We start from the raw sequence: 20,973 nt of genomic DNA on the forward strand, positions 1-20,973 counted from the left end.
AATTTTGCAACATTAAAACGCTTACTAGTTACGCTTCATTACAAACAATGCAAACGCATTTAATAGCCAAGTAATAATAAACAATACTAAACTAAGCGCATAAGCAGCAAGAGTTTGTACACTATTGAAATCCTGATCTCCGGTAAGTAATGTAGCGATCTGCACGGTAATGGTAGTAACTGAATTAAGAGGGTTAAAAGTCAAATTTGCGTTGATTCCCACAGCCATTAGCACAATCATTGTTTCACCTATCACTCTTGAAATTGACAATAAAATTGCACTTAAAATTGTAGGCATTGCATAAGGTATTGTTATATGCCATATAGTTTCCGCTGGAGTTGCACCAAGTGCCATGAAGCCATAACGCAAGCTTTTTGGAACAGATCTTATGGCATCTTCGAGTAAAGAAATAATAAAAGGAAGAATCATTATCCCAATCGATAAACCGGCAACTAAGGCACTTTCTGAGTGTATACTTAAACCAAAAAAATTTGCTACCTGCTTTATAAAGAAAGACAAAAACACAACCGCGAAATATCCATATACAACCGTAGGAATAGCAGACAAAACTTGCAAAGTTGTATTAACAATATAACGCACTTTCTCACTCGCATATTCACTAATATATATTGCAGAAAATAAACCAAGCGGAACGACAACTAACATTGCTATAATAGTTATAAGTAATGTACCAACTAAAAGCGGCGCTATACCAAAACATCCTATCTTCTCTTCATTGATAGTGACTACATTGTGGCCCCATTTCAAGCAAAACAAGAATTCTGAAATAGCTACTTTATTAAAAAAACTAATGGATTGAATAAAAATAGACAGCATTATAAATAAAGTGATAAAAAATGATATGGCCAAAGCCACAAATAACGAAAGTTTTATTATCTTATTTCTTTTATTTTTAAAGATAAAAGCAAGCATGAAAAAAAGTAACGCTATAGAAATAAAAGTTACAAAACAATTATTATAGAATACTAACAACCAAGTTAGCATCCATACACAACTAAGATATAGATAAGATTTAACCTTATTTACTTCTTGAAACCTACTAAAACAAAATAAAAGGATTAGTAAGACAGGTATGACTATCACCGAATTCATTCTTCCATGCATCAAATTTTATTCTACGAAAATGTCATACAAGTTCACCATTATTTGACAATAAAGTAAAACAATTTAAAATAAATAATTATATTAATATAAAAACAATGAAGAGAACATTTCAACCAAAAAATTTGATAAGAAAGCGCAGACACGGATTTCGTTCACGTATGGCAACAAGAGCTGGAAGAAAAATCCTTAATAGGCGCCGTTCATTAGGGTGTAACAAATTATGCGCATAGTAAGTATAAAAAAAAAGATTTTTCTTCTGCTTTCAAAAATAAGTTAGCACTCAACAGTCTTTTTTATCGTGGGCTTTATATATCACTGTACGCTATAAAAGAAAGAGAACCTGAAAAGTACATTCATACTATTAGAGTAGGTCTGGCTATCAGTAAAAAAACCGGAAAAGCAGCAAAAAGAAATAAAATAAAAAGGCAACTACGAATGCTTGCTAAAATTAGCATTTTAAATATAAGTAATATAGGGCACTACTACATAATACTAACTCATAGAAACATTATGCAAGCAAGTTATAAAAATTTACAAAAAGATCTAACTATTTGCTTAAAAAAGATAAAATAAAAAAAAATCTCAATTAAGGTATTTACAACTATATTTTTTATGATAATATAGGTAAAATTTTTAAAAATAGTTAATGAGTGTGGTGAATGGTAGAGCATATAAAAGAGGTAAATAACACAGGCTTTGGTCAGATGTATCAATTCTTATTTCTTCCTAAAGGAACAGGAACAGATTGGAGGTCAGCATTTCGCCAACAAGAAGAATTATTTAAAAAAGTGGGAGGTAATGTAATATTACCAGAAATCAGTAATTCTCCTTCAAAAGGGAATCAATTAGGGAAAGTAGGAACAATGCTAAATAATGTAGAAAATGACCAAGAACATATAAGAAAAAAAAGATATCGTGGTTAAAGTAAAAACTTAAAGAATAGTAACAAAACAAGAAAGTTAAAATATAAGTATACCTACTGTCTAATTAACAAAGAAATTTTTATAAACTTGGCGGCGACCTACTCTCCCTTTTCAAGTACCATCAGCGCTAAAAAGTTTCACTTCCGAGTTCGAGATGAGATCGGGTGGTTCATTTTTGCTATAGCCACCAAGTCAATAAAAATTTCTAACTTAACAATTTTAACTTAATATTTAACACTGCATACACACATATAGAAAGCAAATAAATCAATCAGGCTATTAGTACTAGTTAGCTTCACATGTTACCATGCTTCCACACCTAGCCTATCAACGTGGTAGTCTTCCACGGCCTTAATTGGGAAATCTTTTTGAAGAGGGTTTCTTGCTTATATGCTTTCAGCAATTATCCCATCTATACATAGCCACCCAGCGATGCTATTGGCATAACAGCTGGTACACCAGAGGTATATCCATCTCGGTCCTCTCGTACTAGAGTCAGACCTTCTCAAATTTCCTTCACCCACGGCAGATAGAAACCGAACTGTCTCACGACGTTCTAAACCCAACTCACGTATCACTTTAATCGGCGAACAGCCGAACCCTTGGGACCTTCTTCAGCCCCAGGATGTGATGAGTCGACATCGAGGTGCCAAACGGTGTCGTCGCTATGAACGCTCGAACACCATCAGCCTGTTATCCCCGGCGTACCTTTTATCCGTTGAGCGATGACCCTTCCATACAGAATCACCGGATCACTATGACCGACTTTCGTCTCTGCTTGGCTTGTCAGCCTCGCAGTCAGGCAAGCTTATGCCATTATACTATCAAGCTGATTTCCGACCAGCTCTAGCTTACCTTCGCACGCCTCCGTTACTTTTTAGGAGGCGACCGCCCCAGTCAAACTACCCACCATACAATGTCCTAGTTCCAGATAATGAAACATAGTTAGATATCAAAAGTGTAAAGGGTGGTATCTCAAGGTTGACTCCATTATAGCTAGCGCCATAACTTCAAAGTCTCCCACCTATCCTGCACATCACACTTTTAATAGCAATGTAAAGCTATAGTAAAGGTGCACGGGGTCTCTTCGTCTAACCGCGGGTACCCCGCATCTGCACGGGGAATTCAATTTCGCTGAAGTGATGTTGGAGACAGTGGAGAAATCGTTACGCCATTCGTGCGGGTCGGAACTTACCCGACAAGGAATTTCGCTACCTTAGGACCGTCAGTGTTACGGCCGCCGTTTACTGGGGCTTCAATTCGGAGCTTGCACCCTTCCTATTAACCTTCCAGCACCGGGCAGGCGTCAGACCCTATACTTCCACTTACGTGTTTGCAGAGTCCTGTGTTTTTAGTAAACAGTCGCTACTCCCTATTTTGTGCCACCTACTCATAGTTGCCTAAAAGCAGGTTACCCTTCTTCCGAAGTTACAGGTATAATTTGCCGAGTTCCTTCAACATCATTCTTTCAACACCTTAGTATACTCTACTCATCCACCAGTGTCGGTTTGCGGTACGGCCTCATAAATATAAGTGCTATTTCCTGGAGCTTCTTTTAAGCATAGATCAATCCAATAAGATCTATACAAATACGAAACCCGTCACACTTAAGAGGTTTAGGAATATTAACCTAATTGCCATCGACTACTCCTTTACGGACTCGCCTTAGGAACCGACTAACCCTACGCAGATTAACTTAACGTAGGAACCCTTAGATTTTTGGTGAGAGTGTTTTTCACACTCTTTTACGCTACTTATGTCAGCATTCTCACTTCCGATATCTCCAGCAGTTTTCACAAACCACCTTCACAGACTTACGGAACGCTCCGCTACCGCGCCTATTGATCGAAATCAATAAGCACTCACATCTTCGGTATACAGCTTTAGCCCCGGTACATTTTCGGCGCAGAAAAACTTATTTAGACAAGTGAGCTGTTACGCTTTCTTTAAAGGATGGCTGCTTCCAAGCCAACCTCCTAGCTGTAATGGTTTTTCTACTTCCTTCCCCACTTAGCTGTAATTTTGGGACCTTAGATAGTGATCTGGGTTGTTTCCCTCTTCACCACGGACTTAGCACCCGTAGTGTGCCTGCTGTATAATTAATTGTTGGTATTCGGAGTTTAGTTAGATTTGGTAAGACGGTGAATCCCCCTAGTCTATCCAGTGCTCTACCCCCAACAACATACATACAACGCTCTACCTAAATAGATTTCGCGGAGAACCAGCTATTTCCAAGTTTGATTGGCCTTTCACCCCTAATCACAACTCATCCAATAATGTTGCAACATTAACTGGTTCGATCCTCCAGTGTGTTTTACCACACCTTCAATCTGGTCATGACTAGATCACTTGGTTTCGGGTCTAATCCATAAAACTAAAATGCCCTATTCAGACTTGCTTTCGCTACGCCTACACCTAACGGCTTAAGCTTGCTTCATAGATTAACTCGCTGACCCATTATGCAAAAGGTACGCTGTCACTCTAAATATCAATAAATTGATATAGAGCTCCAACTGTTTGTAAGCACTTGATTTCAGATTCTATTTCACTCCCCTCCCGGGGTTCTTTTCACCTTTCCCTCACGGTACTTGTTCACTATCGGTCGTTAAGGAGTATTTAGGCTTGGAGGATGGTCCCCCCATATTCAAACAGGATTTCACGTGCCCCGCTCTACTCAAGGATTTAAAAACTTTCTACTTATACAGGACTATCACCTTCTATGGTTACTATTTCCAGAGTATTCTAATTCTTATTCTTAAATCACTAGCCTTTTCCGCTTTCGCTCGTCACTACTAACAGAATCTCGGTTGATTTCTTTTCCTTTGGCTACTTAGATATTTCAGTTCACCAAGTTTGCTTTACATACTTAGTACGTAATAACTAGCTAAACTAGTTGGGTTTCCCCATTCGGAAATCTGCGGATCAAAATTTGTTGACAATTCCCCACAGCTTATCGCAGCCTGCCACGTCCTTCATCGCCTCTTAACGCCAAGGCATCCATCAAGTGCTCTTAATAATTTATTTATCCGACTATATGCAGAATATGCAGAGTTAAATATTATTAAAATTGAATTGAGATTAAATTAATCTCTACCATAAAACTTGTCAAACATCTAAAAACTAAATTAATCTTTTATATATTATAACCTAATAAATAATATGTCAACGCCTTTTTGCACAAAACATTTACTTATATTATCAACAACAATATACTAGCAATCCTAAACAGTATAATCTGAGAAATATGTGGTAAACTTATATATACAGTAAAAATTAATAAAAAAGATATTTTGTAAGATAAAATGTGTTAAAATCAATTGCCTAAAAATGATAATAAACATTCGGAGTATTTCTAACGTATGAAAAGTAATCTCTCTTTTATAAAAAACGTTGCTTTAAATTGTATGTCTAAGCTCATTGGCGTATTAAATATTAAGAAAGTAAAACACTTCATTGTGAATAAATATAATACTCTTCATAAAGAAATGACAGTGCTTCTTAAAAAATCTAAGAACCTGTTAAACACCAACATTGAAATCGGTTTATATCACTTTTATAAAGGTAGCATATCAGATGCAAAGTTACGATTTTGGTTAATTAGCATATTTTACCCCCATTTACCTATAGTCTGGTATAACATCGGAAGGTGTCATTTTGCGGTAGGGAATACTAACAAAGCTTATAATTATTTAACAAGGACACTAAAATTAGATAATGACCACGAGGAGGCGTCTTACTATATAAAAAAAATGACAAACTCAGCGCTTATTACAGAATTGCCAAAAAACCTCATAAGACAATATTTTGATTACACAGGTGAATATTTTGTTGAGCATTGGTTGATTGCCAAACAATATAGAGGGCATGAACTTGTACACATGATAATTACAAAAATCTTCAACAACTCCACTTCTGAGCTCAATATACTTGACCTTGGTTGTGGGACTGGAATATGTGGTCATTTCTTAAAAATAAATAATATTGGAAACCACATAACAGGAATTGACATTTCAAGTAGAATGCTAAATATCGCAAGAGGATGCTTTATAAAAGGTAAGCCTGTTTACAATGAATTAATACATATGGAAATGAAAGAGTTTCTTAAACAAGAGAAAAACCAGCAGTATGATGTAATTATCTTTGCTGAAGTGCTACATTATCTACATGACTTTCAAGAAGAATTGAAATTAGCAAAAAGATCTACGAGCAAAAAAGGAGTTATTGTATGTTTAATAAGAAGAAAGGAAGGTGAAGGTATTGACTTTGTAAATAAAGGAGACTATTTTCGTCACTCAGAAAGTTATGTTCAACATGTTGCAAAAGAAATAAATATGCAAATAAGTTATATGAGTTACTGTAAAATATATGGCAGTCAGGTTGACGGTATCTTGTTTGCATTACAGCATCAACAAGAAAATCCGAAAAACCTAACTTAAAAATTACTCAAAGTGGCTTTTAAGTATCTATATATAATAAAAGAATAAAAGGATAAAAGGAATTTTATGAATAACATTACTATTGATTACGCAAAGGACAGTAAATTAACCGACTTTGGAAAAGCAGTTCTATCAGACAGGTATTTAATAGAAAATGAAAGTTATCAAGACCTCTTTGCACGTATTGCTAATTACTATTCTGATAATAAAGAACATGCGCAGCGTCTTTATGACTACATGAGCAACTTGTGGTTCATGCCTTCAACACCAATACTCAGCAATGGTGGCACTAAGAGAGGGTTACCTATCTCTTGCTTTCTTAATGAAACCGAAGACAGCTTGCAGGGAATAGTTGATCTATGGAATGAAAATGTTTGGCTTGCTGCACGTGGTGGTGGAATAGGTAGTTATTGGGGAAATTTACGCTCAATAGGCGAAAGCGTAAAGGGTAGCGGCAAAACATCAGGAATTGTTCCATTTATTGTAGTGCAAAATGCTCTAACACTTGCAATTAGTCAGGGATCCTTAAGGCGAGGAAGTTCAGCAGTTTATCTTCCTGTATCTCATCCGGAGATAGAAGAGTTTCTGGATTTACGCAAGCCAACAGGCGGTGACCCAAATCGCAAAGCGTTAAATATACATCATGCTGTAATAGTAACAGATAAATTTATGCAGGCTGTTGAGAATGATCAAGAATGGAATTTAATAAGCCCTCACAACAATAAGGTTATTTCAACTGTAAAAGCGCGGGATATATGGATCAAAATATTAACAGCAAGAGTTGAAACTGGAGAACCTTACATTATTTTCCTTGATGCAACAAATAACAATAAGCCAGAATCTTACAAAAAGCTTAACTTAGACATCAAGATGTCAAATCTATGCAGTGAAATAATTTTAACCACAGGTTATGATCACCTGAATAAGTCACGCACTGCTGTGTGTTGTCTATCATCCGTAAACCTTGAGTACTACGAAGAATGGAAAGACAATAAACTCTTCATAGAAGATATAATGCGCTTTCTTGATAATGTATTGGAAGATTTCATAAATAAAGCACCGAATGAAATGCAGCGAGCAAAATATTCTGCAGCCAGAGAACGCAGTATTGGTCTTGGTGTGATGGGCTTTCATTCATTTTTACAAAGCAAAATGGTTCCTTTTGAATCAGTAACAGCACAACAATGGAATAAAAAAATATTTAAGTATTTACGCGAGCAAGCAGATATAGTTTCTAAAAAATTAGCAGAAGAAAAGGGAGCATGTTCTGATGCCAAAGAAGTTGATCTAATGGAAAGGTTTACACACAAACTCGCTATTGCTCCTACTGCCTCGATCTCCATTATTGCAGGTAATACCTCCCCTGGAATAGAACCATACGCAGCAAACGTATTCATACAAAAGACACTTACAGGTTCATTTGTAGTGCGAAATAAATTCTTGCAAAAACTATTAGCAGAAAAAAATCAAGACAATGATAAAATATGGTCTTCAATTTCAACAAACGAGGGTTCCGTTCAGCATTTAGATTTTCTTAGTGAGCATGAAAAATTGACATTTAAAACAGCGTACGAGCTTGACCAAAGATGGATTATAGAACATGCAAGTGATAGAACTTCGTATATTTGTCAATCTCAATCAGTAAATCTGTTCTTACCTGCCAACGTACATAAACGTTACTTGCACAAAATACACATGCTTGCTTGGAAAAAAGGATTGAAGAGCTTATATTACTGCAGATCACAATCAATGCAGAGAGCCGATAAGGTCTCGCATGACATATTCAAAAAAAGTGAAATATTGCAGCAAAAAACAGATATTGACTACGATGAATGTCTGTCATGCCAATAGCGGCCTTACTCAAAAAAAGTAGAGAGAAAGTTAAGCAAATGGGTAAATAGACTTCTTGCATAACCATATAACGCACTTTTATTGGGAATAGAAACGAAAAAACTTTCTTGACAAACTCCGCCAGCCCTCTTATCATAAAATTGAAGCTATTTATTTATCTTCTCTGTACAGATTAAATGACAAAAAAACTCACGTATCTGGCGTCTCATGTTTAATTTTTTGCACTATGTGCACCTTATGTCTTTATCAAACTTCTACCTACATAAGCTGAAACGCGCTTATAAAGCGTTTAAAACATAAAAAAACGCCAACTTAAAAAATGGATAGTGAATAACTAGCTACCCTAGGGTTTCTTTTGCCTTTTTTTCTGTTTAGTAAATTTCTTAAACATTTATAGCTAAGGTTAGTTGCATTTAAAAGCAGCTGAGTCGCGGTTATTAAGCGTTTAGAATAAAAAAACGCCATACTTGAAAGTATAATGTAAGTAATTAGCCAACTACGGGGCTTCTTTTGCCTTTTTTTTCATTTGGTAAATTTTTTAATATTTATACGGAAGGTGTCATTCCAGCGCGTGACGCTGGAATCCAGCCTTTCTGCAATCTCATCGAAAACGTTTTTCTATGCTAATTTGCTTGCTCACAAGCAAACTTTCCTGGATCCCAGTGGGCTTTGTTGCATCGCTACTTATGAAAGGCTAACTATAGTTAGGATTATAAGCAACCTATTGAAAATCTTGTTTTTTTGCAATCAATCTGATCAAATTTAAGAATAGTAATTTGTTATTTATATTAATAAATTTAATTCTATTGAAAATAGCTAAAGCATTGAAATTCTTGAATTTTAGCCGGATTGGTAAATGGTAGTGAAATTTCTTTTACTCAAATTTAGGTATTCATTGACCGTTCTTGTTATAAATACCAGAATAATAAGCTACTGATATTCCCTATCTTTTTTATCTTTAATCCATCATAGCTAGCGATGCAACAAAGCCATCCCAGTGTCAAGCACTGGGATGACAGCTAGCCTGACAACCGTCATCCCGCTACTTGTTAGCGGCTGAGATACTGCGGCGGTATGACGTAGATTGCTGTCATTCCGCTACTAGTTAGCGCCGCAGCGGTATGGTGTAGGAAAATTAGCTATATAGCTAACTTGCACCACACGTTAAAGCTTTTAAAGAGGTCTTGGTTTACTTACTCCATTATTTTCTTTATTATCAGATATCATTTTAAATAATATGGAGGAGCAAATTGTCAGCAATTGCCATTATTGATTTTGGTTCACAGTTTACACAGCTTATCGCAAGACAAGTAAGAGGAATGGGCGTTTATTGTGAGATATTTCCAAGCAACATCAGTTTTGAAACAATATCAAAATTCAATGGGTTTATTCTCTCTGGAGGACCACAATCTGTAAATGATGATTGTTCTGAAACAAGTAGAGTAGTACATGAAATTATAAAACTTAATGAGGCAACAAACGTTCCTATACTTGGAATATGCTATGGACAGCAACTCATTTGTCATTATTTTGGAGCAAAAGTAAAAGAGAGTTTCAAACAGGAGTTTGGTAGAACTAAAATCAAGATACTAAAAGAATCCCCCATTGTAAAGGATACCTGGGATGTTAATTCTGAAGTGGATGTATTAATGAACCATGCGGACAGTGTTGATACTATACCACATGGATTTACTGTTATCGCATCAGGTGTGATAAATCAAACAATTGCAATGATTGTCAACGAACAGCGGAAGATTTACTGTACTCAGTTCCATCCTGAGGTTAAGCCCACAACAAATGGCAGTAAATTGCTCTCTAACTTCTTGGATATTGCAAATTGCAAAAGAGACTGGACAATGAAGTCGTTTATTGAGGAGCAAAAGGAAAAAATCAAAAATGTAGTAGGAGAGAAAAAAGTAATCGCTGCAGTAAGTGGTGGGGTTGATTCAAGCGTTGCAGCGGCTCTCACATATAAAGCTATAGGAAAACAATTGAACTGTATTTTTATCGATACTGGGTTGTTACGCAAGAACCAAACCATCGCTATGTTGAAAGAGATTCCGATAAATTACGTTGATAAATCAAATTTATTTTTGAGTAGGTTGAAGGGAATAACTGATCCAGAAGAAAAGCGAAAAATTATCGGTAACACTTTTATTGAAGTGTTTGAAGAAGAAGCAAAAAAAATAGGTGATGTGGATTTTTTGATGCAAGGTACCATCTACTCTGATGTAGTTGAGTCAGGGCATGCCTCAAACAACACTAGTACAATTAAGTCTCACCATAATGTTGGTGGGTTGCCAGAAAAGATGAACCTGAAGCTAGTGGAGCCTTTACGCTACCTCTTTAAAGATGAGGTAAGGCTACTTGGAAAAGAAATTGGGCTTTCAGATGAGATAATATTTCAACATCCATTTCCTGGACCTGGACTTGCAGTGAGGATTATAAGTGAAGTCGATGAAGAAAAGGTGCGAATATTGCAAGAAGTAGATGAAATATATATTAATACGATGAAAAATTACGATCTATACGATAAGATATGGCAAGCTTTTGCTGTATTATTACCAATAAAAACTGTAGGCGTTATGGGAGATGGTCGTACGTATGGATATGTTTGTGCTTTAAGGGCTGTAACATCATCTGATGGTATGACAGCCGATGCATTTCCATTTGAAGATAAGGATCAACACTTGCTAGTATTTTGGGATTTTTTACGCAATGTCGGCAGTATAATTGTTAATAATGTTCCCGGAGTAAATAGAGTTGTTTATGATATCACTTCTAAACCACCCGCAACTATTGAGTGGGAGTAAATCAAAAAGATCCCGCTGCTTGTTAGCTGGATCTAGAGATACCGCGAATGAATCGCGGTATGACGGTTAATTTTCTTTATTTTGCTTATAATTTCCACAAGCAGTGCAAACATAAATGAAGAATACAAATATCCTTTTGGTAATTCTATATGAAATCCATGAAGTATGAGGTACACACCGACAAGTAAAATAAATAAAATGGCGATTATTTTTAACCCTGGGTTAGATTTGATTAACTGGGCGGTATAACTTGATAAAAACAGCATTGCTAGCATGGAAAATGTAAATGCTGTAGCAATTATTACCATGTTATAAGTTAGTGCTATAGCAGTTAATATCGAATCAACCGAAAAAACTAAATCTATTAATATAATTTGTAGCACAACTAAAAAAAATTTTGATTTAACGTTTGCTTTCTTTTTATTTTTCTTACATACAAAGATGTCATCCCGTAACTCCATAGAGCTCTTAACAATAAGGAATAATCCCCCTGCGATCATAAGTAAATCCCTTGCTGATGCAGTGTGAAATATAGGTTTTTGCATTGATAATATAGATGATGTAAAAAATAGTATTACAAAACGCATTAATAGTGCTAATCCAAGGCCCATAAGGCGCACTCTTTCTCTCAGCGCATTTGGTACCTTATCTATTGCTAGAGAAATAAAGATTAAATTGTCTACACTAAGTATAGTTTCAAGTAGTGTAAGTGTCAGTAAAGTCCAAGCATCAGTTAGCATTTTTGTTTCAAATTCGGTTCTTCTTACTCTACAATAGATGTGTAAAAATTAAGTGACTTCACTCAGAAGTTTTATAGCAGTTCTCCAGAAAAACAGGATATATAAAGTTCAGCAGCTTCTTCTATTTTCGTTTTTGAGCAAAATCAATAATAAGAGAGTTTCTTATTTTCATGCACGCAAATAAGATAAAGCCTTATTTTCATTTTTGACTTTATTTGAAAATAATATATACTATAAAAATAGTGTGCTAGGTTGAATGAATGTATATTAAAGGATCACCATCAGGCAAGGTATTCGCTGGTTATCAGGCATTTATACCAAGCCCCTTGCCACCAAAATTTGAATGGGACAATGATTTAGTTAATAGTCTTTAAACCCTTACTTTACTATAAGGAAAGTGGTTGAAAACTTAGGTGTCGTATTTACAACAGCCCAAAGAGCAATCGTAAAGCTTGAAGATTTAGGCATCGTTTCACAAACTTCTCAAGGAAAGAGAGATCGGGTTTATTGTGCAACTGATATTTTGAATATTCTAGAAGAACCAACTAAGATTACAGAGAACTTCGATAGCACATTGTAGCTATTGTGATGAATAAATTCAGCAAACAGCAAGCTTAAAGAGTCTGATCCAATGGACATGCTGAACAAAAAGTAAGGAGCTCCTTTTGGAGGATTATATTAACTTATTAATTAATTGCTTGACTTTTAGCAGGATTTATTATATTATTTATTAATGAGTAATGCAATCAAACCAAGGAGGATAGCATGATAAATAATTTGGATTCAATAATTCTTGGAATAAAAGATGGTGAAAAGGCGATTGAAGATTTAAGGGTTGTTCTTAAAAAAAGAAAAGAAGAAGAAATAACTATTAACAAAGACACATTTGCATGTGCTTTACGATGCCCACAAACTACAAAGGAAGCGATAGTACACGAAATTCTGCTTCATTTTATACAAAATACTGGCAATCAATCACTAGAACAAGTGATACAATGCTTAGATAGAGCAATACAATCTGGGATATATGCAAAAAACAACCCAATAAGAAATCTAGATGAAGAATTTCGTACTCATATAAACTTTAAAGATGAAAAGGGAAATACATTACTACATCATGCAGTTATAGGTAATAAAACTGAAGAAATAACTACCCTTCTTGTTACATATAGTGCAAATCCTTTGATACAAAACGCGGATAATAAAATTCCTTTAGATTTAGCTCAAGGAGAAACAAAAGAAGTGCTTATTAAAAGTATGAAAAAACAAGCTCATACGAAAAAAGAAAGCGCTATGATAGGCAGTTTGGTGCCTGGCGTAATAATTGGTGGTTTTCTTGGTGTTGTACTTGGAGCTGGTGTGTGTGTTGCAGTAAGTCTTTCTGGTGGTATGATACTAGGTGTAATGATAGCATCTTCTCTTGTTGCTAGTATAGCTATTGGACTGGCCATGTATTTTTTGAGTCAAGACTATGAACAGGCTAAAGCGATAGAAAAAACTATTAGCACTGTTAGCTCTGTTAGCTCTGAAATATCTGTTGGTGCTGCAAATGGTAAAAATGATAAAGAAGGGCAACAACTTACATAGAAAAAGCTATAGTATTTTTCAAACTAAATAATAAACCTTGTAATTAGGATATTCTGGATTCCAGCGTCACGCGCTGGAATGACAACTGCGTTTTTTGTTTTTTTGTCATCAAATACTCCTACTCTTTATGTCATCCAAGTGTCCTGACTACTTGGATCCAAGAAATTTAATTGTTTTAAATTTTCCCCTCTATACACCTATTTAAAATTTATGTTATTCACATGTGCAATATAATCTATAATAACGTTTATCAATACAATATATTAAAAAATATTATGAGCTTCGTAAAAGAAAAAAACACCCCTGTGATGGAGCAGTATTTGAACCTGAAAGCTCAATACAAGGATCATCTGCTATTTTATAGGCTAGGAGATTTTTATGAATTGTTTTTCGATGATGCTATTAAAGCTGCGAAATTGCTGAATATAGTGCTCACTAAGAGAGGTAATTCGTGTGGGCAAGAAATACCAATGTGTGGAGTGCCAGCACACAGTAGTGAGTCTTACCTGCACAAGCTAATAGATTTAGGATTCAAAGTAGCAATCTGTGATCAATTAGAAACTGCTGATGAAGCAAAAAAGAGGGGCTATAAATCCATAGTAAAACGTGATGTAGTGCGAGTTGTAACTCCAGGTACAATTATAGAAGATTCACTACTGGAGGATAAAAGCAATAATTATCTCGCATCCATAGTTGAACAAAATGACGAATATGCTATTAGTTGGCTTGAATTATCGACGGGAAAATTTTTTCACACTTTAACGAGTTTGAAAGCTCTAGATAGTGATTTATTGCGTATATCACCAAGAGAATTATTAATTTCTGAAAAATTCACTGAGGATGAAAAAATTAGATCGGTTTTAAAAAATTATAAAATATCAATTACGCAACACGCACAGAGTTTTTTTGAGTATAGTAAATCTCACAGAACGTTATGCGAGTTTTATAAAATCAGGGAACTTGGGAGTATAGGAAATTTCAGCAAAGTAGAAATCATGGCGTGCGGTGCACTGCTTGAATATGTCAGAGTAACACAAAGGGGCTCTATTCCAAGGCTTGAATTCCCAAAAACCTATAAGCAACAAAATTTCATGCTTATTGATGCTTCAGCAAGGAGAAATCTTGAGTTGTTTTCAACTCAATTTGGTGAAAAGAAAGGTTCACTAATTTCAGTTATTGATCACACAGTAACAGCCTCTGGTGGACGCCTGCTCAAACAAATGCTCGCTTCACCCCTTGCTTGCTCTAAGGCAATTAATTTGAGGCTCAGCACCGCTCAATTTTTTGTAAATAATCATGATTCACGCAGAAAAATACGAGAGATATTATCTAACATTCCGGATATTGAAAGGTCTTTATCGCGCTTAATACTAGGGCGTGGTTCACCAAAGGATATGAACCTATTGAAAATAGGCCTAGGAAAGACTTTAGAATTGTCTGAGTTTCTGTCTACCTTGCATAATTATTGTTTAAGTGAAAAATCAGAAATTAACTCTCAGATGTCATTCCAGTGCTTGACCAGAGAAAAGGAACCAGTGTCTACTACTCAGGTGATAAGTAGTGACGAAAGTGAACTAAGCACAATACATAAAAGCCTTGGCAATCATAAAGACCTATTTGAACTGTTAAATAGTGCTATACTTGATAATAACCTCAGTTCCGTGAAAGAAGGAGGATTTATTCACTCAAAATACAACTCAGAATTATCTGAGTTATCCTACATATTAAATAATAGTAATAAACTAATAACCAAACTCCGTGAATCTTATCGCGACCTAACTGGTATTGCCGCACTTAAAATATTACATAACAACATACTCGGTTATTACGTTGAAGTGTCGGCAAATCACAAAATAACTTCGGATATATTTATTCATAGACAAAGCTTAGCAAATAGCATGCGCTACACTACTAATGAATTGAAAGAACTAGAAAATAAAATTCTTACGGCACGTGATGCTGCAATCGGCTTAGAAATGAAAATTTTTAGTGAACTGTGTAGTGAAGTCGCTAAAGAATCTGAAAAAATTGCTCTTGCTGCAAATGCTTTGGCAAAACTTGATATTAGAACCGCATTTGCAGAGCTTGCAGTGCAAAATAATTACGTAAAACCCATTATTGATGACAGCAAAGAGTTCAATATCTGTAGCGGAAGACATCCAGTGGTTGAAGTTAACGATAAATTCATTGCAAATAGCATCAATTTAGCTGGTATACATCTAATTACTGGTCCTAATATGGCTGGAAAAAGCACTTTCTTGAGGCAAAACGCTCTCATTGCAATTTTAGCTCACATGGGGTCATTTGTGCCAGCAGAGAGTGCACATATTGGAGTGATTGACAAGATATTCAGCAGGGTTGGCGCAACGGATAATATAACAGCTGGTTATTCTACCTTCATGGTAGAGATGATCGAAACAGCAACGATAGTAAATCAGGCAACGGACCGTTCCTTGGTGATACTTGATGAAATTGGTAGGGGCACAGGGGTGTATGATGGATTATCTATTGCACAGGCGGTGATTGAACATATTCACAATGTAAATAAGTGCCGCGCCATTTTTGCAACTCATTATCATGAATTAACTAAAGTAAGCAAATACTTGAAGAACGTGAAATGTTTTTGTGTAAAAATAAGAGAGTGGAACGGAGAGGTTATCTTTCTACATGAAGTAATTGAAGGCATTGCAGATGAGTCATATGGAATACATGTAGCAAAACTTGCTGGTTTTCCTGATTCTGTTTTAAATAGAGCAAGTGAAGTGTTTGAGGAGCTGAAGGCTTGAATCATTATTATAAGTGAAGAATTACCTATACAATCGTGGTAGTAGCTATAGAAACGAAAAACTTACTTGACACCCTTCGCCAGCGCCCTTATCATGATAGTGAAGCTATTGTATTTGCTTTCGCCAATCTGCAGATTAAAAGGTAAGGATTACTTAATGTATCGGCGTCTTATGTTCAATTTTTTGCAGTATATAGATACTGTATGTCTTTACAAAACTTCATCTACATCTAGATTTTTATCTAAATAAGCTGAACGCGCTTATAAAGCGTTACAAGACATCAAAAAATGCCAATACTCGACAGAGATAGTAAAAGACTAGCTAACTCGGGGATTCTTTGTCTTTTTTTCTGCTTAGTAAACTTCTTAAACATTTGCAGCGTAAGTTAGTTGCAATTAAAAGCAGCTTAATCTTGCTTGTCAAGCGTTTAAAACATAAAAAACGCCAATATTTTAAAGCGGATAATAACCCCAGGGCTTCTTTTGCCTTTTTTTTTATTCGGTAAATTTCTTAATATTTATAGCTAAACGACAATCGTCATCCCGCAGCGGGATCTAGAGATACCGCGGCGTTATGACAGTTCGCGGCGGTATGACGTAGAGTGCTGTCATTCCAGTGCTTGGCACTGGAATCCAGCCTTTATTATGCAGCCACTTGGTTGAAATTAAGTCTTCTAGATCCCAGTGTCAGCTACTTGGATGACAGGAGAAGGAAGCACTGGGATTGGGATGGAAAAGGCTATTTGTGTTATGCCAATGAGTGATAGAAAGTTCTGCAAGAAGTCATTAATTGCAAAAATTTAATATAAGTGGTAAAGTAGAACCACTGAATAAAAAACATATGTTAATTAATACAACGTCGGAGCTGGAGGACATATGTGAGGGGTTGATAGCAAAAAAGCCAAAATTTATAGCAGTTGACACGGAGTTCATTAGAAATAATTTAATCTACTACCCAAAATTATCGTTAATTCAAATTTCTTACGGAGAGAAGAGTTTTATTGTAGACGCATTAGTGCCAGAAATTGATTTATCATTCATTAAGAAAATAATGCTAAATCAGGGGATAACCAAAGTGTTTCATAGCTGCCGGCAGGATATAGAATCCTTACTCACTGTATTTAAATGTATTCCCACTCCCATTTTTGATACCCAAGTTGCTGCTATGTTTTGTCATTATTATCATGACTTTATTGGTTACTCAAAAGTAGTGGAGCAATATCAAGGAATAGCACTGGATAAAATTAAAGCTAAAAATTCAGATTGGTTAAGGCGTCCGTTGTCCGAAGATCAGTTAGATTATGCAGTAAACGACGTGGTACACCTATATGACCTATACCAAATATTGTGCAATAAACTTGAAGAAAATAATAGGATGGGTTGGTTTCAAGAAGAGATGGAATCAATAGTTGATATAAATAAGTATTTACATAGCCCAAAAGATGCATGGAAGAGGATTAAATTTAATTATGAAGTAAATCCAAGATTGATACTAACTGTTAAAGCAGTTAGTGAGTGGCAAGAAACCTTAGCACAGCGCTATAATATGAACCGTAATAAAATAATCAATAATGCTGTAATAGCTGATTTTATTGAAAAAAATGTAGAGCATGTTGATGAGATTTTAGATGATCTCAAGAGGAATACAAAAAATATAAAAGATGCGGATTTACTAGAGTTTGTGAATATTTTTAATGAAAATGAGAGAAATTGGATGCAGCAAAACAACACCTTATCGAGTAATTATGATAAATCTGTACTTGATATACTCTCAATTATTTTAGATAGTAAATGTAAAGAAAGTAACATATCAAGGAAATTAGTTTCTTCAAAAGATGAGTTAACCGGGTCAATATCTGGACAGACAGATAAATTATTCAAGGGATGGAGATATGATTTTTTTGGCAGGTCAGTTGAATCATTTTTGAACACAAGCTCAAAATTTGAGATTTCAGCAGTGAAATCCGCAAATAATATAACCAAAATTCAGAGTAATTTAGTGGAGAATAACTGTTGCTAAAGTAACTTAGATTTATCGACAATCGTCATCCCGCTACGTGTTAGTGGCTAAGAGATACCGCGGCGGTATGACGGTTAAGTAGGGTGTCATCCCAGTGCCTTGACTACTTCGATCCAGGAAAATTGATTGTAAACGAGCAAACATTTTCGATAAAATTACCAAAAAGCTAGATCCCAGACTGGGATGACACCACCTACAAATTGCAATGTTCGTATAGTTATGTGCTTGACACTGGGATCTAGAAAATCTAGTTAATATATATAGAGAAACCTTAGCTATAGTTTCAAAAGAAGTCGAATGTATTTTGTTATATGATTATAAGTCTAACAGGCGGAATTGGGGTAGGAAAGAGCTTTGTAGCTAATTGCTTTCAAGAGTTTGGTGCTGTTGTATTTGATGCTGATTCTGTTGTACACCAACTTTATAAAGTGGATAAAAGCATAATAAGTTATGCAGAGAAAAATTTTCCTGGAGTGGTAGTAAATGGTGAAATAGATAGAACAGTACTGTCTAAATATTTCTTAGCCTACGATGAAAATTGGAAACAATTTCAATCTTTGGTTCACTCTGCTGTGCTGCGTGAATTAGAATTTTTTATTGCCAAGGAAAAAAAGATCGATAGAAAACTTTTAGTTTTAGATGTGCCACTTCTATTAGAAACAAAATTTTATTTATATTGCGACCTTATTGTTTTTGTTCATGCAGATAGCGTTGTGCAAGCTCAAAGACTTAACGAACGCAACATAGATAAAGAAAAGCTTAATCTAATCTCCGATGTTCAGTTATCTATTGAGGAGAAAAGGAAGATGAGTGACTTTATTATCGATACCAGTGTAAGCAAAGAGTATGTTTTTTCTCAAGTAAAAGATATAGTGGATTCATTAAACCTAAACACGTAGCTCTACGTCATACCGCCGCGGTATCTCTAGATCCCGCTAACAAGCAGCGGGATGACGGTTGTCAGGATCCCAGCAGCCTCCCTCCCCTGTCATCCAAGTAGCCCCCTATGGTGTCATCCAAGTAGCCCAGACTACTTGGATCCAGGAAAATTGATTGTGCACTATAGCAACATTTTTGATCAAAAACTGGATTCCAGTGTCAAGCACTGGAATGACACCCTTCCGATGGGAACTGCTCTCAAACTACAACAGCATGAGTAGCTATAGAAGCTTTAATGATACAAGAAAAAATAAACAGCTATCATTTTTTTAGTAATTAAGTAAAATAGAGTGAAAGATTGCGAGGAAGTTTTGAAAAATAAGATAAAAAAGATAGTAATTTCAGGAAAGGAAGTGTGGCCAATCATCGAGGGCGGCAAAGGCATTGCAGTTAGTGATGGAAGATCAAGCGGAGCATTTGCTGCAGCAGATGCTGTGGGTACATTTTCTGGTGCAAATGCTAAGCTTATTGATGATAATGGCGAGTTAGTGCCACTAATTTATAAAGGCAAAACAAGAAATGAAAAGCATAGTGAATTGATTGAGTATAGTATTGAAGCTGGAATTAGTCAGGCAAGAATAGCAAATGAAATATCAAAAGGTCATGGAAGAATACACATGAATGTACTTTGGGAGATGGGAGCAGCAGAACGCGTGCTTCATGGCATATTAGAAGGAGCGAAAGGTTTGATTCATGGTATTACCTGCGGTGCTGGTATGCCTTATAGGCTTGGAGAAATTGCAGCTAAATATCAGGTTTATTATTACCCTATTATCTCATCGGTGCGTGCTTTTAAAGCATTATGGAAGCGTGCTTACCAAAGAATATCTTCCTATTTGCTTGGTGGAGTAGTGTATGAAGATCCATGGCTTGCTGGAGGGCACAATGGACTGAGTAACAGTGAAGACCCAGAGCTACCACAGGCTCCATTTGAAAGAGTTGCAGAGCTTAGATCTTTCATGAACGAGATCGGTCTTTCAGAAACACCAATTGTTATGGCAGGAGGAGTGTGGCATTTGAAAGATTGGGAACATTGGTTTGACAATCTGCAAATTGGACCAATAGCTTTTCAGTTTGGCACTCGTCCACTTTTGACGAAAGAAAGCCCAATTTCTGCAGAGTGGAAAAAGAAGCTACTCACTTTAGAAGAAGGTGATGTATTTTTAAATAAATTCAGTCCAACAGGGTTTTACTCATCTGCAGTAAAAAATAACTTCATACGTGAGTTGCAGGAACGGAATTCACGTCAAATAAAGTTTTCAGAAAATGCTAGCGAAGAATTTAATAATGAATTTGCAATGGGTAGCAGAGGTAGAAAGATCTACCTTACTGCAAAAGACAAAGAACTGGCAAATACATGGACTAAAGCAGGGTATACAGAAGCAATGAAAACTCCAGATACAACTGTTATTTTTGTGACGCCAGGCAGGTTTGCAGAGATAAGACAAGATCAAATCAATTGTATGGGATGCTTAAGTCATTGTTTGTTTAGCAATTGGAAAGATCATGGTGACCATTCAACAGGACGAAAGCCAGATCCGCGTAGTTTTTGCATACAAAAAACACTGCAAAACATTATACAGGGTGGTGATATTGAGAACGAACTCATGTTTTCCGGGCACAATGTGTACAAATTTAAGCAAGATCCATTTTATGAGAATGGCTACGTACCGGCAGTAAAAGAACTGGTGGAAAGGATATTGACTGGGTATTGAGTCAGTGACCTTACCCAGAAAAAGTGGAGAGAAAGTTTG

The 20,973-nt window shown here is 35.8% G+C and carries 14 protein-coding genes, 2 rRNA genes and 1 pseudogene; 13 read left to right on the top strand and 4 right to left on the bottom strand.

Annotated features, from left to right (window positions below):
* Window positions 1–24 precede the first annotated feature (24 nt).
* On the bottom strand, window positions 25–1,113 hold the full coding sequence (gene pstC / locus OPR28_RS02085) for a phosphate ABC transporter permease subunit PstC (RefSeq protein WP_038199744.1): 1,089 nt from the start codon (window positions 1,111–1,113) through the stop codon (window positions 25–27).
* Between the two features lie 107 nt (window positions 1,114–1,220).
* Here pstC and rpmH point away from each other — a divergent pair, with 107 nt between their 5' ends.
* The 3 genes and pseudogenes from rpmH to OPR28_RS02100 all read left to right on the top strand — a co-directional run bounded on the left by rpmH (window position 1,221) and on the right by OPR28_RS02100 (window position 2,048).
* On the top strand, window positions 1,221–1,355 hold the full coding sequence (gene rpmH / locus OPR28_RS02090; RefSeq protein ID WP_006279898.1) for a 50S ribosomal protein L34: 135 nt from the start codon (window positions 1,221–1,223) through the stop codon (window positions 1,353–1,355).
* Window positions 1,356–1,422: 67 nt separating this feature from the next.
* Window positions 1,423–1,698 (top strand): annotated as a pseudogene (gene rnpA / locus OPR28_RS02095) (ribonuclease P protein component); the annotation flags it as partial.
* A gap of 86 nt (window positions 1,699–1,784) precedes the next feature.
* Window positions 1,785–2,048, top strand: a complete 264-nt coding sequence (locus OPR28_RS02100; protein ID WP_265023410.1) for a hypothetical protein — start codon at window positions 1,785–1,787, stop codon at window positions 2,046–2,048.
* Window positions 2,049–2,133: 85 nt separating this feature from the next.
* Here the strand turns inward: OPR28_RS02100 and rrf are convergent.
* Together rrf and OPR28_RS02110 are read right to left on the bottom strand one after the other, a co-directional pair.
* Window positions 2,134–2,240, bottom strand: a 5S ribosomal RNA gene (gene rrf, locus OPR28_RS02105).
* 66 nt (window positions 2,241–2,306) lie between these two features.
* Window positions 2,307–5,072: ribosomal RNA gene (locus OPR28_RS02110) — 23S ribosomal RNA — on the bottom strand.
* 335 nt (window positions 5,073–5,407) lie between these two features.
* On the opposite strand from OPR28_RS02110, the gene OPR28_RS02115 reads away from it, so the two are divergent.
* The 3 genes from OPR28_RS02115 to guaA all read left to right on the top strand — a co-directional run bounded on the left by OPR28_RS02115 (window position 5,408) and on the right by guaA (window position 11,148).
* Window positions 5,408–6,484 (top strand): methyltransferase domain-containing protein, encoded by a 1,077-nt coding sequence (locus tag OPR28_RS02115; RefSeq protein WP_265023411.1) that lies wholly within the window; start codon window positions 5,408–5,410, stop codon window positions 6,482–6,484.
* Window positions 6,485–6,550: 66 nt separating this feature from the next.
* Window positions 6,551–8,335: a ribonucleoside-diphosphate reductase subunit alpha gene (locus tag OPR28_RS02120; RefSeq protein ID WP_265023412.1), complete on the top strand. Its 1,785-nt coding sequence runs from the start codon at window positions 6,551–6,553 to the stop codon at window positions 8,333–8,335.
* A gap of 1,250 nt (window positions 8,336–9,585) precedes the next feature.
* The gene (guaA, locus tag OPR28_RS02125; protein ID WP_265023413.1) at window positions 9,586–11,148 is read left to right on the top strand and encodes a glutamine-hydrolyzing GMP synthase; all 1,563 of its coding nucleotides are present in this window, start codon (window positions 9,586–9,588) and stop codon (window positions 11,146–11,148) included.
* 32 nt (window positions 11,149–11,180) lie between these two features.
* Here the strand turns inward: guaA and OPR28_RS02130 are convergent, their stop codons facing one another.
* A complete protein-coding gene (locus OPR28_RS02130) occupies window positions 11,181–11,888 on the bottom strand; it encodes a TerC family protein (protein ID WP_038199715.1) in 708 nt (235 codons plus the stop codon).
* A gap of 397 nt (window positions 11,889–12,285) precedes the next feature.
* Between OPR28_RS02130 and OPR28_RS02135 the strand changes: the two genes are divergently transcribed.
* The 7 genes from OPR28_RS02135 (at window position 12,286) to OPR28_RS02165 (ending at window position 20,934) form a co-directional block, all read left to right on the top strand.
* Window positions 12,286–12,468: a hypothetical protein gene (locus tag OPR28_RS02135; RefSeq protein ID WP_006279522.1), complete on the top strand. Its 183-nt coding sequence runs from the start codon at window positions 12,286–12,288 to the stop codon at window positions 12,466–12,468.
* A gap of 185 nt (window positions 12,469–12,653) precedes the next feature.
* Window positions 12,654–13,475, top strand: a complete 822-nt coding sequence (locus tag OPR28_RS02140) for an ankyrin repeat domain-containing protein (protein ID WP_265023414.1) — start codon at window positions 12,654–12,656, stop codon at window positions 13,473–13,475.
* Between the two features lie 275 nt (window positions 13,476–13,750).
* Window positions 13,751–16,261, top strand: a complete 2,511-nt coding sequence (gene mutS / locus OPR28_RS02145; RefSeq protein WP_265023758.1) for a DNA mismatch repair protein MutS — start codon at window positions 13,751–13,753, stop codon at window positions 16,259–16,261.
* Window positions 16,262–17,101: 840 nt separating this feature from the next.
* Complete coding sequence (locus OPR28_RS02150) at window positions 17,102–18,280, top strand: ribonuclease D (protein WP_006279667.1); 1,179 nt, start codon at window positions 17,102–17,104, stop codon at window positions 18,278–18,280.
* 311 nt (window positions 18,281–18,591) lie between these two features.
* On the top strand, window positions 18,592–19,179 hold the full coding sequence (gene coaE / locus OPR28_RS02155; protein WP_006280338.1) for a dephospho-CoA kinase: 588 nt from the start codon (window positions 18,592–18,594) through the stop codon (window positions 19,177–19,179).
* 51 nt (window positions 19,180–19,230) lie between these two features.
* Window positions 19,231–19,440 (top strand): hypothetical protein, encoded by a 210-nt coding sequence (locus OPR28_RS02160; protein WP_167480072.1) that lies wholly within the window; start codon window positions 19,231–19,233, stop codon window positions 19,438–19,440.
* Window positions 19,441–19,530: 90 nt separating this feature from the next.
* On the top strand, window positions 19,531–20,934 hold the full coding sequence (locus OPR28_RS02165; RefSeq protein WP_253303224.1) for an NAD(P)H-dependent flavin oxidoreductase: 1,404 nt from the start codon (window positions 19,531–19,533) through the stop codon (window positions 20,932–20,934).
* The last annotated feature ends 39 nt before the right edge of the window (window positions 20,935–20,973 follow it).

The organism is Wolbachia endosymbiont (group A) of Epistrophe grossularia (assembly GCF_947251435.1).
Taxonomy (GTDB): Bacteria; Pseudomonadota; Alphaproteobacteria; order Rickettsiales; family Anaplasmataceae; genus Wolbachia; species Wolbachia pipientis.

Bases quoted from the DNA above. Each gene is read 5' to 3' on its own strand.
- pstC (WP_038199744.1), bottom strand. From the start codon at position 1,113: ATGAATTCGGTGATAGTCATACCTGTCTTACTAATCCTTTTATTTTGT.
- OPR28_RS02120 (WP_265023412.1), top strand. From the start codon at position 6,551: ATGAATAACATTACTATTGATTACGCAAAGGACAGTAAATTAACCGAC.
- rpmH (WP_006279898.1), top strand. From the start codon at position 1,221: ATGAAGAGAACATTTCAACCAAAAAATTTGATAAGAAAGCGCAGACAC.
- mutS (WP_265023758.1), top strand. From the start codon at position 13,751: ATGAGCTTCGTAAAAGAAAAAAACACCCCTGTGATGGAGCAGTATTTG.
- coaE (WP_006280338.1), top strand. From the start codon at position 18,592: ATGATTATAAGTCTAACAGGCGGAATTGGGGTAGGAAAGAGCTTTGTA.
- OPR28_RS02115 (WP_265023411.1), top strand. From the start codon at position 5,408: ATGAAAAGTAATCTCTCTTTTATAAAAAACGTTGCTTTAAATTGTATG.
- OPR28_RS02140 (WP_265023414.1), top strand. From the start codon at position 12,654: ATGATAAATAATTTGGATTCAATAATTCTTGGAATAAAAGATGGTGAA.
- OPR28_RS02130 (WP_038199715.1), bottom strand. From the start codon at position 11,888: ATGCTAACTGATGCTTGGACTTTACTGACACTTACACTACTTGAAACT.
- OPR28_RS02100 (WP_265023410.1), top strand. From the start codon at position 1,785: ATGGTAGAGCATATAAAAGAGGTAAATAACACAGGCTTTGGTCAGATG.
- OPR28_RS02150 (WP_006279667.1), top strand. From the start codon at position 17,102: ATGTTAATTAATACAACGTCGGAGCTGGAGGACATATGTGAGGGGTTG.
- OPR28_RS02160 (WP_167480072.1), top strand. From the start codon at position 19,231: ATGACGGTTGTCAGGATCCCAGCAGCCTCCCTCCCCTGTCATCCAAGT.